The organism is Streptomyces sp. NPDC048185 (assembly GCF_043202495.1).
GTDB lineage: Bacteria > Actinomycetota > Actinomycetes > Streptomycetales > Streptomycetaceae > Streptomyces.
This window is the reverse complement of record NZ_JBIDAN010000008.1, coordinates 1-14,232: the sequence shown is the minus strand read 5'-3', so window position 1 is coordinate 14,232 and position 14,232 is coordinate 1. Positions and strand designations below refer to the sequence as shown.

12 protein-coding genes, 1 rRNA gene and 1 riboswitch are annotated in these 14,232 nt (G+C 70.4%); of the genes, 1 reads left to right on the top strand and 12 read right to left on the bottom strand.

Annotated elements, in window-relative coordinates:
• Window positions 1-42: 42 nt before the first annotated feature.
• On the bottom strand, window positions 43-2,928 hold the full coding sequence (gcvP, locus tag ACGF3H_RS23175; RefSeq protein WP_362487830.1) for an aminomethyl-transferring glycine dehydrogenase: 2,886 nt from the start codon (window positions 2,926-2,928) through the stop codon (window positions 43-45).
• A 174-nt stretch (window positions 2,929-3,102) separates the two neighbouring features.
• Window positions 3,103-3,198: riboswitch (glycine riboswitch) on the bottom strand.
• Window positions 3,199-3,355: 157 nt separating this feature from the next.
• Here gcvP and ACGF3H_RS23170 point away from each other — a divergent pair.
• Window positions 3,356-3,733 carry a PRC-barrel domain-containing protein gene (locus ACGF3H_RS23170; protein ID WP_239770187.1) on the top strand — a complete coding sequence of 126 codons (378 nt, stop codon included), beginning with the start codon at window positions 3,356-3,358 and terminating at the stop codon, window positions 3,731-3,733.
• Between the two features lie 122 nt (window positions 3,734-3,855).
• On the opposite strand, the gene ACGF3H_RS23165 is transcribed toward ACGF3H_RS23170, so the two are convergent.
• From ACGF3H_RS23165 to rrf, 11 genes are all read right to left on the bottom strand, one after another.
• Window positions 3,856-5,304, bottom strand: coding sequence for a DNA polymerase IV (locus ACGF3H_RS23165; protein WP_362487832.1), 1,449 nt, complete (start codon window positions 5,302-5,304; stop codon window positions 3,856-3,858).
• 64 nt (window positions 5,305-5,368) lie between these two features.
• Entirely contained in the window at window positions 5,369-6,052 is a 684-nt protein-coding gene (locus tag ACGF3H_RS23160) for a MerR family transcriptional regulator (RefSeq protein ID WP_362487835.1), read from the bottom strand.
• Window positions 6,053-6,257: 205 nt separating this feature from the next.
• Complete coding sequence (locus ACGF3H_RS23155) at window positions 6,258-6,731, bottom strand: bifunctional nuclease family protein (protein ID WP_188183535.1); 474 nt, start codon at window positions 6,729-6,731, stop codon at window positions 6,258-6,260.
• Window positions 6,732-6,814: 83 nt separating this feature from the next.
• On the bottom strand, window positions 6,815-7,552 hold the full coding sequence (locus ACGF3H_RS23150; protein WP_362487838.1) for a MerR family transcriptional regulator: 738 nt from the start codon (window positions 7,550-7,552) through the stop codon (window positions 6,815-6,817).
• Between the two features lie 43 nt (window positions 7,553-7,595).
• Complete coding sequence (locus ACGF3H_RS23145; RefSeq protein ID WP_393585283.1) at window positions 7,596-8,426, bottom strand: FHA domain-containing protein; 831 nt, start codon at window positions 8,424-8,426, stop codon at window positions 7,596-7,598.
• A 190-nt stretch (window positions 8,427-8,616) separates the two neighbouring features.
• Window positions 8,617-9,477 (bottom strand): DUF881 domain-containing protein, encoded by an 861-nt coding sequence (locus ACGF3H_RS23140; RefSeq protein ID WP_362487841.1) that lies wholly within the window; start codon window positions 9,475-9,477, stop codon window positions 8,617-8,619.
• Between the two features lie 5 nt (window positions 9,478-9,482).
• Window positions 9,483-9,815: a small basic family protein gene (locus tag ACGF3H_RS23135; protein ID WP_003977440.1), complete on the bottom strand. Its 333-nt coding sequence runs from the start codon at window positions 9,813-9,815 to the stop codon at window positions 9,483-9,485.
• Window positions 9,812-10,708, bottom strand: coding sequence for a DUF881 domain-containing protein (locus ACGF3H_RS23130; RefSeq protein WP_362487845.1), 897 nt, complete (start codon window positions 10,706-10,708; stop codon window positions 9,812-9,814). Before ACGF3H_RS23130 ends, ACGF3H_RS23135 begins: the two co-directional genes overlap by 4 nt.
• Window positions 10,709-10,813: 105 nt before the next feature.
• A complete protein-coding gene (locus tag ACGF3H_RS23125; RefSeq protein ID WP_362487847.1) occupies window positions 10,814-13,309 on the bottom strand; it encodes a mannose-1-phosphate guanyltransferase in 2,496 nt (831 codons plus the stop codon).
• Between the two features lie 110 nt (window positions 13,310-13,419).
• The gene (locus ACGF3H_RS23120) at window positions 13,420-14,028 is read right to left on the bottom strand and encodes a CDP-alcohol phosphatidyltransferase family protein (RefSeq protein WP_362487849.1); all 609 of its coding nucleotides are present in this window, start codon (window positions 14,026-14,028) and stop codon (window positions 13,420-13,422) included.
• A gap of 109 nt (window positions 14,029-14,137) precedes the next feature.
• Window positions 14,138-14,232: ribosomal RNA gene (rrf, locus tag ACGF3H_RS23115) — 5S ribosomal RNA — on the bottom strand; the annotation flags it as partial.

Here is a 14,232-nt window from a genome sequence, read left to right as displayed (position 1 = left end):
CGCCCCGAAGAAGAGGGGGCGGGGCCTTCACCACGGTCCGGCTCAGTCCTCGTAGGCGTCCAGCGGCGGGCAGGAGCACACCAGGTTCCGGTCGCCGAAGGCCTGGTCGATGCGGCGCACCGGCGGCCAGTACTTGTCGGCCACCGAGACGCCGGCCGGGAACACGGCCTCCTCGCGGGTGTACGCGTGGTCCCACTCGCCGCCCAGCGCACCGGCGGTGTGCGGGGCGCCGCGCAGGGGGTTGTCCTCGGCGGGCCAGACGCCGGAGCCGACCTTCTCGATCTCCGCGCGGATGGCGATCATCGCGTCGCAGAACCGGTCCAGCTCGGCCAGGTCCTCGGACTCGGTCGGCTCGATCATCAGCGTGCCGGCCACCGGGAAGGACATCGTCGGCGCGTGGAAGCCGTAGTCGATCAGCCGCTTGGCGACGTCGTCGACGCTCACACCGGTCGCCTTGGTCAGCGGACGCAGGTCGACGATGCACTCGTGCGCGACCAGCCCGGCCGGTCCGGTGTACAGCACCGGGAAGTGCGGTTCGAGGCGCTTGGCGATGTAGTTGGCGGACAGCACGGCCACCTGCGTGGCGCGCTTGAGCCCCTCGCCGCCCATCAGCCGGACGTACGACCACGAGATCGGCAGGATGCCGGCCGAGCCCCACGGCGCCGCCGAGATCGGGCCGACGCCGGTCTTCGGGCCGGCCGCGGGCTGCAGCGGGTGGTTGGGCAGGTACGGCGCGAGGTGGGACCGTACGGCGACCGGACCGACACCGGGGCCGCCGCCGCCGTGCGGGATGCAGAACGTCTTGTGCAGGTTCAGGTGCGAGACGTCGCCGCCGAAGTGACCCGGCTTGGCGAGGCCGACCAGGGCGTTGAGGTTGGCGCCGTCCACGTAGACCTGGCCGCCGGCGTCGTGCACCTGGGCGCAGATGTCGGCGACGTGCTCCTCGAAGACGCCGTGCGTCGACGGGTACGTGATCATCAGCACGGCCAGTTCGTCGCGGTGCTTCTCGATCTTGGCGCGCAGGTCCTCGACGTCGACCTCGCCGTCCTCGGCGGTCTTGACGACGACGACCTTCATGCCGGCCATGACCGCGCTGGCGGCGTTGGTGCCGTGCGCGGAGGACGGGATGAGGCAGACGGTGCGCTGGTCGTCGCCGTTGGCGCGGTGGTAGCCGCGGACGGCGAGCAGCCCGGCGAACTCGCCCTGCGACCCGGCGTTCGGCTGGAGCGACACCTTGTCGTAGCCGGTGACCTCGGCGAGCCGCTCCTCCAGCTCACGGATGAGGGTGAGGTAGCCCTGCGCCTGCTCGGCGGGCGCGAAGGGGTGCAGCTGCCCGAACTCGGACCAGGTGACCGGCTCCATCTCGGTGGTCGCGTTGAGCTTCATGGTGCAGGAGCCCAGCGGGATCATGCCGCGGTCCAGCGCGTAGTCGCGGTCGGCGAGGCGGCGCAGGTAGCGCAGCATCGCGGTCTCGGAGCGGTGCGCGTGGAAGACGGGGTGGGTCAGGAAGTCGTCGGTGCGCAGCAGCGCCTCGGGCAGCGCTTCCTCGGTGGCGGCGTCCAGGGCCTCGACGTCGCCCTCGACGCCGAACGCGTTCCACACGCCGCCGACCTGGGCGCGCGTGGTGGTCTCGTCGCAGGCGAACGACACGTGGTCGGCGTCGACGAGGCGCAGGTTGATGCCGTTCTCGCGGGCGGCGTGGACGATCGTGTCGGCCCGGCCGGGCACGCGCGCGGTGACCGTGTCGAAGTAGGCGCCGTGCACGATCTCGACGCCGCCCGCCGCGAGGCCGGCGGCGGTGACGGTGGCGTACCGGTGGGCGCGCTGGGCGATGGCCCGCAGTCCCTCCGGGCCGTGGTAGACGGCGTACATGCCGGCCATGACCGCGAGCAGCACCTGCGCGGTACAGATGTTGCTGGTGGCCTTCTCCCGGCGGATGTGCTGCTCGCGGGTCTGCAGGGCCAGACGGTAGGCCTTGTTGCCGTCGGCGTCCACGGAGACGCCGACCAGGCGGCCGGGCAGGCTGCGCGCGAACTTCTCGTGCACGGCCATGTAGCCGGCGTGCGGCCCGCCGAAGCCCATCGGCACGCCGAAGCGCTGGGTGGTGCCGACGGCGATGTCCGCGCCGAGCTCGCCGGGCGAGGTGAGCAGCGTGAGGGCGAGCAGGTCGGCGGCGACGGTGACGAGCGCGCCGAGCTCGTGCGCCCGCTCGATGACCGGCTTGATGTCGCGGACGGCTCCGGAGGCGCCCGGGTACTGGATCAGGACGCCGTTGATCTCCCGCTCGGCGACCTCCGCCGGGATGCCGTCGCTCAGGTCGGCGACGACGACCTCGACGCCGGTCGGCTCGGCGCGGGTCTGGATCACGGCGATGGTCTGCGGCAGGGCGTCCGCGTCGACCAGGAAGAGGCCCTTCTTGTTCTTGCCCATGCGCCGGGACAGGGCCATGGCCTCGGCGGCGGCGGTGCCCTCGTCGAGCAGCGAGGCGCCGGAGGTGGGCAGGCCGGTGAGGTCGGCGACCATGGTCTGGAAGTTCAGCAGGGCCTCCAGGCGGCCCTGGGAGATCTCCGGCTGGTACGGCGTGTACGCGGTGTACCAGGCCGGGTTCTCCATGACGTTGCGCAGGACCACCGGCGGGGTGAAGGTGCCGTAGTAGCCGAGGCCGATCATGGAGTCGAGGACCTGGTTGCGGTCGGCCAGCGAGCGCAGCTCGGCCAGCACCTCGGCCTCGGAGCGGGCGCCCGGCAGGTCCAGCGCGTCGGCGTTCTTGATCACATCCGGTACCGCGGCGGCCGTCAGCTCGTCGAGCGAGCCGTAGCCGACCTGCGCGAGCATCTTGGCCTGGGCCTCGTGGTCGGGGCCGATGTGGCGCTGCTCGAAGGGTGCTGCCTGTTCGAGCTCGGAGAGCGGAATGCGAGGGGCGGTCATTGCGGAGGCCTCCTGGTCTGACGACCTTCGAGGGGCACCACGGCGCGGGTGCCCGGACGGCCTCCCCCTCTGTCATCTCGACCTGAGAGCTTCACCGGGCCGCCCGAGGGCTGCCGGCTTTCACCGTCGGTGAGAGCAGGGGCCGTCGGCACCCGCTCTGCTTTCCAGAGTGACCTCGTCCGTGCGGTACGTGTGCCTGAGAGATTCCGGGGAGGATTTGCTCCTTCGGCGCCTCCGATGGTGTCTGGAGGACTCTCCCGCACGGGGTCAGCAGCCGTTAGCCAGCCTACCAGCGAGGCGGACGCACAGGTCTGCGAGTGACCGAGCGCACCTTCGAGTGGCCGCTCTCCCCAATGTGCCTTTTTGTAGTACTGGCGGATGATTCGCCGGATGGTTTGCGACCGGAGTGCGACCAAGTGGAGGGCCCGTGCGTACCGACATCGATCCGCGCAATCTGATAGGCCGCAAGGCGTTCGACCGCAACGGCACCAGGATCGGCACCGTCGACGAGGTCTACCTCGACGACGCCACCGGCGTCCCCGAGTGGGCCGCCATCCGCACGGGCCTGTTCAGCAGGGACGCCTTCGTGCCCCTGGAGCCCAGCGAGCTGGTCGACGGCGCCCTGCGCGTGCCCTTCGACCGGTCCCTGATCAAGGAGGCGCCCGACTTCGGCGTCGGACGCCATCTCTCCCCCGAGCAGGAACTCCAGCTCTACCACCACTACGGTCTCGACGTGGCCGCCGCTCCCCCGCTCCCCGACCACGACTTCGGCAAGCTGGCGGGCACGGGCAACGAGGAGGGCTGAGGCCCGGCGCCCCGACGCCGGCCACGGGGCACACCGCCCCGGCCGAGGGTCCTTCACACCCGTCGCACCTCACGACAGCCCCGTGTCACGTCACGACAGCCCCGTGTCCTGACGGCCGCGGCTCAGGAGACCGCGCCCCCGGGATCGGCGGCCCCGGCGGCCGGGGCCGCCGCGGAGTCCGAGGGGGCCACCTCGAAGCCGTCCGCGCCGCCGGCCCCCTCCCCGGGGCCAGGTGGCGCGGACGCGACGAGAGGCAGCGGCTCGGCCGGGGTCAGGAGAGGGTCGCCGACGGGGAAGGTCCGCACCCGGCCGGGCCCGGAGTACGGCGTCTCGAAGCGGACCGTGACCCGCCCCAGGCCGCTGCCCTGCACCCAGCCGTGCCCGAGCTCCGCGTGCCGCACGTCGTGCCCCGGGGGCCAGCGGCGCTCCACGGGCGTCCGTCCCACCTCCTCGGCGGGCTTCTCGCCCGGCTCCTCCGCGAGCTCCTCGACCCGTTCCCCCGCGGCCTGCGCGAACAGGTCCTCCTGCGTGTAGTCGGCGAGCCCGCTGACGCCGACCCCCAGGAGCCGCACACCGCCCGTGGTGTCCACCGAGTCCAGCAGCCGGGCCGCCGCCTCCCGCACCACCGCCGGGTCGTCCGTGGGCCCGCGCAGGGTCTCCGAGCGCGTCAGCGTGAAGAAGTCGTACCGCCGGACCTTGAGCACGATGGTCCGGCCCGACAGCCCGGACCCGCGCAGCCGCCGCACGCACCGGTCGGCCAGCCGCGCCACCTCCACACCGACCCGCACCCGGTCGTGGATGTCCACGTCGTAGGTGTCCTCCACCGACACCGACTTGGTCTCCCGCTCCGCCACCACGGAACGGTCGTCACGCGCCAGCGCCATCGCGTACAGCGCGTGCCCGTGCGCCTTGCCGAGCAGCCGCACCAGCTCGTCCTCGCCCGCCTCGGCGAGCTCCTCGACCGTCGTGATCCCGGCCCTGCGCAGATGGTCGCCCGTCGCCGGTCCCACCCCGGGGAGGATCCGGACGGACTTCGGCCCGAGCATGGCCCGCTCGGTCCCGGGAGCGATGAGCACCAGCCCGTCCGGCTTGGCCTCCTCCGAGGCGATCTTGGCGAGCATCTTGGAGGCGGCGAGCCCCACCGAGCCGGTGAGGCCGGTGACGGCCCGGATGTCCGCGCGCAGCTTCGCCCCGACCAGCCGCGCCGAGTCCGCGTCCCAGGCCGTCCCGCCCGCCTCCAGGTCCACGAACGCCTCGTCCAGGCTCAGCGGCTCCACCAGCGGAGAGAGCGCCCGCAGCAGCCGCATCACCTGCTCGCTGATCGACCGGTACAGCTCGAAGCGCGGGACGAGGTAGGCGGCGTTGGGCGCGAGCCGGCGGGCCTGGCCCATGGGCATCGCCGAGTGGACACCGAAGACCCGCGCCTCGTAGGAGGCCGTGGCGACCACTCCCCGCGGCCCCAGCCCGCCGACGACGACGGCCTTTCCCCGCAGGCTCGGCTTGGACGCCTGCTCCACCGAGGCGTAGAAGGCGTCCATGTCGAGATGCAGGATCGTGGGCGCGGTTCTCACATCTCCGATGCTGCCCTACGCCACTGACAATGCGCCGACGCTCCCCCGCGGGTCCGGGCGGTGCTCAGACCGCCCGGTTGCGGCGCCGCGCCAGTTCGTCCGCGGGATTGGGACCCACCAGGGTCTCCCCCGTGTCGATCCGCTCCCCGTGCAGCTGGGACAGCGCGCTCTCGACGTCCCGCCACACCACGCCGACGGCGATCCCGAAGATGCCCTGGCCGCCCTGGAGGAGGGCGTGCACCTCGTCGGGCGAGGTGCACTCGTAGACCGTGGCGCCGTCGCTCATCAACGTCATGCGCTCCAGGTCGCGGAAGCCGCGTTCCCTGAGGTGCTGGACGGCGGTGCGGATGTTCTGCAGCGACACCCCGGTGTCGAGGAACCGCTTGACGATCTTCAGCACGACGACGTCGCGGAAGCTGTAGAGACGCTGGGTGCCGGACCCGTGGGCGGGCCGCACGCTGGGCTCGACGAGGCCCGTTCTCGCCCAGTAGTCGAGCTGCCGGTAGGTGATGCCCGCGGCGGCGCAGGCCGTCGGCCCGCGGTAGCCGATCTGCTCGGACGCCATGGGCGTCGCCCCTCCGCCGCTCGGCACGGCCGCCGGCCGCTGCGAAGCATGGTCGGCCGCGTCGCCGTGCTGGGGGTACCCCCCGCTCGAGCGGAGCCGAGAGCTCGGGGAAGGGTACGAGCCGCCCACCCCGAGGCCGCGTCCGGGGCCACCCCCAGCCGTACCGTCGCCGCTCATTCTCACGCCGACCTCCGTCCTTGACCTGCCTCCTCGACGGTAGGCAGTCACCAAGGGTGCGTCAACGATCGCCACACTCGGCACGCCGAGTGATAATCACCCTAAGAGTGGTTTCGCGTGCCCCGTCGCGGGGAAAGGCTAGCCGAATGCGCTCGGACGGAGCCGGACGACGGTGGTCCGGCCCCTCTCCGTCCCCGGCCCGCGTGCGTGACTACTGGTTGCTGGAACCGAAGTCCTCCGGCGAGATCTGGTCGAGGAACTCGCGGAACTTCTCCACCTCGTCCTCCTGCTCGTCCGGAATGGCGATGCCCGCGTCGTCGAGCACCGTGTCACTGCCGAAGATCGGCGTTCCGGTACGCAGCGCCAGCGCTATGGCGTCGGACGGCCGGGCGCTCACCTCGACGCCGCTGGCGAAGACCAGCTCGGCGTAGAAGACCCCTTCACGCAGATCCGTGATGCGTACTTCCGTGAGCTCCTGGCCGACGGCCTCCAGCACGTCCTTGAACAGGTCGTGGGTCAGCGGCCGCGCGGGGGCCATGCCCTGCTGGGCGAAGGCGATCGCCGTCGCCTCCCCCGGTCCGATCCAGATGGGGAGGTAGCGGTCGCCTCCCACTTCGCGCAGCAGCACGATCGGTTGGTTGGAGGGCATCTCGACCCGGACACCTACGACATCGAGCTCGTTCACACAGCAACCCTAGGCCGTGCCCGGGACGTTTGGGTAGTCGGGCCGGGAACGGGTGGGCGACCCGGGCCCCGCGGACGCCCCTTTCAGGGCAGCCGAACGCCGAGGGCGGTCTGCACCAGCGCCGCGTGCAGCTTCACCGCCAGCCCCGCCAGCTCCTTGGTGCGGGCTTCGGCATGTGCCCTGGTCTGCGGGTTGCGATGGCGCCTGAGCGGAGCCACCACCTGGTCCACCAGCCCCGCCTCCCGGTCGGCGGCGGCCTTCATCAGCCGCAGGTGCCGTGGTTCGATGCCGAAGCTTCCCAGTTGGACCACGAGCGAGGCGACGGTGACCGCCTCGGCGTCGTACACGCCCTCGGCCAGTGGAGTGACGAGCCCGTACGACTCCCACTCCGCCAGCTCCTGCTCCCCGATCCCCGCGGCGGCGAGCAGCTCGTCCCGCCCGATCCGGGCCGCCGTGGGCCCCTCGTCGGGCTCCGGCACGGCCTCCCCGTCGCGCTGTCGGCCCACGCTCGGCAGAGGGACCGCCTCACCACGCTCCATGGCGTCCAGATGCTCGCGGATCACCTTGAGCGGCAGGTAGTGGTCCCTCTGCATGCGCAGGACATGACCGAGGCGCTCGATGTCGCCGGCACTGAACTTGCGATACCCCGCCGGGGTACGCCGCGGCTCGACCAGACCCTCCGACTCCAGGAAGCGGATCTTGGAGATGGTGATGTCGGGGAACTCGTCACGGAGCGTGTTCAGCACGGTGCCGATGCTCATCAGCCCACTGTCCGTGGCGGCGGCTCCGGGCACGGCACCGCCGCTCGGTGTTCGAAGCATGGACCTTCCCTGGGACTCTCCCCCGGAACGAGTCCGGGGACGGTCAGTAGCCCCGCTGGCTCGCGTAGAAGACCAGCCGGTACTTGCCGATCTGCACCTCGTCACCGTTCGACAGCGCGACCTGGTCGATCCGCTCGCGGTTGACGTACGTGCCGTTCAGGCTGCCGACGTCGGCCACCGTGAACGAACCGTCCGGACTGCGGCGGAACTCCACGTGCCGGCGCGAGACCGTCACGTCGTCCAGGAAGATGTCGCTCTGCGGGTGACGCCCGGCCGTGGTCAGCTCACCGTCCAGCAGGAAGCGGCTGCCGGAGTTCGGGCCACGGCGCACCACCAGGAGCGCCGAACCCAGCGGCAGCGCGTCCACGGCCGCCTGCGCCTCGGGAGAGAGCGCCGGCACCGCCGTCTGGCCGGTCATCTCGGCGTCGTACGCCTCCAGGCCGGAGATGGAGATCGTCGAGGTCGTCTCGGACGCGCGCTCCGGGACCGCACCCGGACGCAGGGGGGCGCCGCAGTTGGAGCAGAAGCGGCTGTTCTCCGCGTTGCGGTTGCCGCACCTCGTACACACCAGGGCCGACATGGACGGATCCTCCTGCCGCGGCTGCCCCGCCGGGGCGTTCGACGCGTACGGGCCGGGGTTGAACCCTCCGCCCGTACCCGAGGCCGAGGGTTGGCCGAAACCTATGCCGCCGGACTGCGCAGGGTCAACAGACGGCGCGCCCTGACCACCGGAAATGTCACCGCCTGGACCACCCACCTGGTCCCGGAACATCGGGCGCTGGCCCTCTGCGTCTGGCTGTGCGCGATGGCGAGCGGTCGCGTTGTCGCTGCCCTCTCGCGCGCTCTTGCCGAACAACTTCGCAAACAACTTCACGGGCGATTCCCCTTGACCGAAACAGACCCGCCCGTGGGGCAGGACGAACCCTGACTGAACCTACTGGCCGACCCGGACACCTTCACAACGTCCGCCTCCACCAGACAGTTTCCACCACGCACCACCCAATCGGTGCGTCGACCCCCCGCAACCTCATGCCCTCGCCGGACGACCCCCATGCACCGTCGGTTCACCGGGACGACGACCGAGCGTAGTCAGGCCGCTTCGCCGCTCGCAAGGCGTCCACGACGATCTTGCTCGACCGCTCAACAGTAACGGTGGCCTGTTCCTTCTCCAGAGTCTGCACCACGCCTCCAGGGATGTTGAGCGCCGGTTCGAGGTCCTGCGGCTTGCCGATGACCTGGAAACGATAGGGCGCGTTGATCTTGTTCCCGTCGACGCTGACACTCTTGTCGGCGTCGGTGAGGTAGGTGCCCGCGACGACCCGGACGCCGTTCACCTGGATCGCCTCCGCGCCGGCCGCGCGCAATTCCTGGACCGCGTCGAGCAGCATGTCCGCCTCGACCGTTCCCTTCGTGTCCTCGATCGTCACCGTGATGCCCGGCCCCTGCGCGGCCACCGTGCCCGCCAGAATGCCGAGTTGCCGTTCCTTCTCCAGCGTCTGCTTGCGGGCCTCCTCCGCCTGGTCGGAGCTGTTCTCCAGCTCGTCGCGCTGCTTCTCGAGGCCCTGCTTCTCGTCTTCAAGACGCTGAGTACGGTCGTCCAGTTCATCGAGGATGCGGACGAGATCTTCCTGCCGGGCGCCCCGCAGCGCGCTGTCGCTGTCGCTGTTCGACGCGACCTGCACCGCGAGACCGAAGCCCAGGCCGAACAGGAGCAGCGCGACGATCAGTTGTGCCCGGGTGGCGCGCGGAGGCCACAGCCCCTTCACCAGCCGCTGCCGTCCGGTGAGGCCGGTCCGCGACGGGGACGGCTCCTCCCGGGGGCCGTCCTCCGCTGGAACGTCCGCGGCCGGGGGGTGCGTCTGCGGCACCTCCTCGGGGAGTTCCCTGCGCAGCCCGTTCGCCGGCTGCCCGCCCTGGTCGCTCATCGGCCTCACGCCCGGAACACGTGCCGGCGGATCGCCGCGGCGTTGGAGAAGATGCGGATGCCGAGGACGACCACCACTCCGGTGGACAGCTGGGCACCCACGCCCAGCTTGTCGCCGAGGAACACGATCAGTGCGGCCACGACCACGTTCGACAGGAACGACACCACGAAGACCTTGTCGTCGAAGATGCCGTCGAGCATGGCCCGCAGTCCGCCGAACACGGCGTCGAGCGCCGCGACGACGGCGATCGGCAGATAAGGCTCGACGGCCGCCGGCACCTCGGGCCGGACCAAGAGGCCGGCCACGACTCCCACGACGAGGCCCAGTACGGCGATCACGATGTGCCCTTCTCGGATATCGGTTGTGCTGTTCGTACGATCACACTCGGTGCGGCCGGGAGCCGGACCTCTTCCTCCGTGGAGAGTGCGGTCCGGATGCCGTAGCTCTCCTGGAGGGCATGCAGGTACAGCCCGTCCGCGCTGTCCTGGAACGTGCTGCCGAGCTGCTTGCCGTCCCCCACCGCGAGCACCGTGTACGGCGGTACGAGCGGCCTGTTGTCGACCAGTATCGCGTCACCCGCGGCGCGGATCGCCGACAGGGCGGTCAGCCGCTGCCCGTTGATGGAGATCGCCTCGGCCCCCGACTCCCACAGTCCGTTGACCACGCGCTGCATGTCCCGGTCCCGTACCCGGCCGGTGTCGGAGAAGCCCGAGGTGCCGCGCGGCCGGCCGTCGCTGCCGCTGCCGACCTCCTTGGCGTCGTCCACCACGAGCTTCACGCCGGGGCCGTGCACGGCGACCGCCCCGGCCAGGACGCTCACCAGGTCGGCCCGGTCGCCTTCGCCGCTCTTGTCCAGCGCCTCGCGCTGCCGCGCGCTCACCTCGTCGCGCAGTTCGTCGACGCTCTCCTCGAGCTTGTCGGCCGCCGAGGTCTCTCCCTCGATGCGGTCGACCAGCTCCTCACGTTCCTTGGCGACGACGGGGGCCGCGACGCGCGCCTGCGCCGCTCCGACCGTGACCACCAGGGCGGCGAGCACCAGTCCTGCCGCCAGTGCGAGCTTGGCGCGGAGCGTCCTGGGCATACCACCGGCGCCCTCGGCCTTCTTCCGCGCGGCGGCCTCGGCGTATCCGTCGTCGAGACTGTGGTCCATCACGTTGGTGAGCAACGACATGGACGCGTCCGGACGCGCGGGCCGCGAGGATGTGCTCCGAACGGGGGGTTGCTGCGGCATGCCGCACATCGTCGCACGCCACGGCCACTACCTCCGAACGGCCCCACCGGCGTGCCGGACAGGCCCCCTTGGGGACACTTGTCCGGCACGCGCGCGTGCGGTGTCCTACCGGCCCGCGCTGTCCACCACCGCGGACCACTCGTCGAGCAGCGCCTGCGCGGAGGCGTCGTCGGGTCCCTCGGCCCACAGGTGGGTGACGGCTTCGGCCGGGTCGGGCAGCACCATCACCCAACGCCCGTCGGTCTCCACCACGCGGACACCGTCGGTGGTGTCCACGAAGCGGTCTCCGGCCGCCTCGACGACCCGCCGCATCACCAGCCCCTTGACGGCCCACGGAGTGGCCAGGTCCCGCTTGAGGACGTGTGCCCGCGGAATCCGCGCGTCGATCTGGCTGAGCGTGAGCTGCGTCCGCGCCACCAGGCCGATGAGCCGCACGAACGCCGCCGTGCCGTCGTAGACACTGCTGAATTCCGGGACGATGAAGCCGCCCTTGCCGTCACCGCCGAAGATCGCGCCTTCCTCACCGCCGACCCGCGTGAGGTCGTCCGGCGAGGTCGTCGTCCACTCGACCTGGGTGCCGTGGTACGCCGCCACCTGTTCGGCGATCCGGGTGGTCGTCACCGGCAGCGCGACCCGTCCGCTGCGCCGCTCGGCGGCGATGAGGTCGAGCATGACCAGCAGCGCCCGGTCGTCCTCGATGATGCGGCCCTTCTCGTCGACGAGCGAGAGGCGCTCGCCGACCGGGTCGAAGCGCACACCGAACGCGGCCCGCGAGGACGCCACGATCTCCCCGAGGCGCACCAGCCCCGACCGCCGCATGTCCTCGGATTCCGTCGGCCTCGACTCGTCGAGTCCGGGGTTGATGGTCAGCGAGTCGACGCCGAGCTTGCCGAGCAGGCTGGGCAGGACGAGCCCGGAGCTGCCGTTGGAGGCGTCCACGACCACCTTGAGCCCGGACTCGGCGATCCCGGTGGTGTCGACGTTGCGCAGCAACGATCCGGTGTACGAGTCGAAGACGCTGGACGGGAAGTGCAGGTCCCCGATCTCGCCGGGGAACGCGCGCCGGTACTCCTGCCGCGCGAACACCCGGTCCAGCTTCCGCTGGCTGCCCTGCGAGAGGTCGGCGCCCTGCCCGTCGAAGAACATGATGTCCACGGAGTCCGGCACACCGGGCGTGGTGCGGATCATGATGCCGCCGGCGCTGCCCCGCGCGGTCTGCTGCCGCGCGACGGGCAGCGGCACGTTCTCCAGGTCGCGTACGTCGATGGCGCTGGCCTGCAGCGCGGAGATCACCGCCCGCTTCAGTGCGCGGGCGCCGCGGGAGTGGTCGCGGGCCGTGGTGACGGTGGAGCCCTTCTTCAGCGTGGTCGCGTACGCGCCGGCCAGCCGCACGGCCAGCTCCGGTGTGATCTCCACGTTGAGGATTCCGGACACCCCGCGGGCACCGAACAGGTGGGCCTGCCCCCGCGACTCCCAGATGACCGAGGTGTTGACGAAGGCACCGGCCTCGACCGTCTTGAACGGGTACACCCGTACGTTGCCCTGGACGATCGATTCCTCACCGACCAGGCATTCGTCACCGATGACCGCGCCGTCCTCGATCCGCGCGGCCCGCATGATGTCGGTGTTCTTTCCGACGACGCAGCCTCGCAGATTGCTGTGCGGCCCGACGTACACGTTGTCGTGGACGACGGCCTTGTGCAGGAAGGCGCCGCTCTTGACGACGACGTTGGACCCCACGACCGTGTGCTCGCGGATCTCGGCGCCGGCTTCCACCTTGGCGTAGTCGCCGATGTAGAGCGGGCCGCGCAGCACGGCGTCGGGGTGGACCTCGGCGCCTTCCGCCACCCATACGCCGGGAGAGATCTCGAAACCGTCGATGTCGACGTCGACCTTGCCCTCGAGGACGTCGGCCTGGGCCTTGACGTAGCTCTCGTGCGTGCCGACGTCCTCCCAGTAGCCTTCGGCGACATAGCCGTAGACCGGCTTGCCTTCCTTCATCAGCTGCGGGAAGACGTCGCCGGACCAGTCGACGGGCACGTCGGGGTCGACGTAGTCGAAGACCTCGGGCTCCATGACGTAGATGCCGGTGTTCACGGTGTCCGAGAAGACCTGGCCCCAGGTCGGCTTCTCGAGGAAGCGCTCGACCTTGCCCTCTTCGTCGACGATGGTGATACCGAATTCCAGCGGATTGGGCACGCGTGTCAGACACACGGTGACGAGCGCGCCCTTTTCCTTGTGGAAGTTGATCAGGTCGGTGAGGTCGAAGTCGGTCAGGGCATCACCGGAAATGACGAGGAAGGCATCGTCCTTCAACGCCTCCTCGGCGTTCTTGACGCTTCCGGCGGTACCGAGTGGCTTCTCCTCGTTGGCATAGGTGAGCTCCATTCCGAGCTCTTCGCCGTCACCGAAGTAGTTCTTGACCAGGGAGGCCAGGAACTGCACGGTGACGACCGTCTCGTTGAGCCCATGCCTTTTGAGCAGCCTCAGAACGTGCTCCATGATCGGCCGGTTGGCCACCGGCAGGAGCGGCTTGGGCATGCTCGAGGTCATCGGGCGAAGGCGTGTGCCTTCGCCTCCGGCCATCACGACGGCCTTCATGTCGGAAGCGTCCTCCTCTAAGAGATGAAGGTCTGACCGACTTCACCCGTCCAGCGTGCCGCACTTTTGCGGCGCGGGCCATCCGGGCGGAGGCCGCACAGGGGGCGAGTTCAATCGGTCAGGGTGTCCGCACGGACCAAGCGGCGGACCTGAACCACATAGAGAACACCTGCCCACCAGTACAGGGTTGTACCCCATCCGGCGAACGCCCATCCGAAAACTGCGGCGAGTGACGCGATCCATCCGCTGCCGTCACTGAGCAGGAGCAGGGGGAAGGCGTACATCAGGTTGAAGGTGGCTGCCTTCCCCAGGAAGTTCACCTGCGGCGGCGGGTAGCCGTGGCGGCGGAGGATCCCCACCATCACCAGCAGGACCGCTTCGCGGGCGAGCAGCACGAGGGTCAGCCAGAGCGGAAGGATCTCCCGCCAGGTGAGGCCCACCAGAGTCGACAGAATGTAGAGCCGGTCGGCCGCGGGGTCCAGGAGCCGGCCGAGGCTGCTGATCTGGTTCCAGCGCCGCGCGAGCTTTCCGTCCAGGTAGTCACTGACTCCGCTCAGGGCCAGCACCAACAGCGCCCAGCCGTCGCTCTCCGGGCCGCCGAACTCGGGCCGGAGGATCAGCCACAGGAAGAGGGGCACGCCGGCGAGGCGTGCCATGCTGAGGATGTTGGGAATGGTGAGGACCCGGTCAGTCTGCACGCGGGTCTCCTGGACCTCCACGCGGGGGCCTCCTGGAAGAAACGAGCCAATGATGCTCCCCGACCCTACCTCAACGCAAAAAAGCTCTGGCTCTTGGGCTGCGTGCCCAAGAGCCAGAGCTCTAAAAGGAGTTCGGCGGCGTCCTACTCTCCCACAGGGTCCCCCCTGCAGTACCATCGGCGCTGTAAGGCTTAGCTTCCGGGTTCGGAATGTAACCGGGCGTTT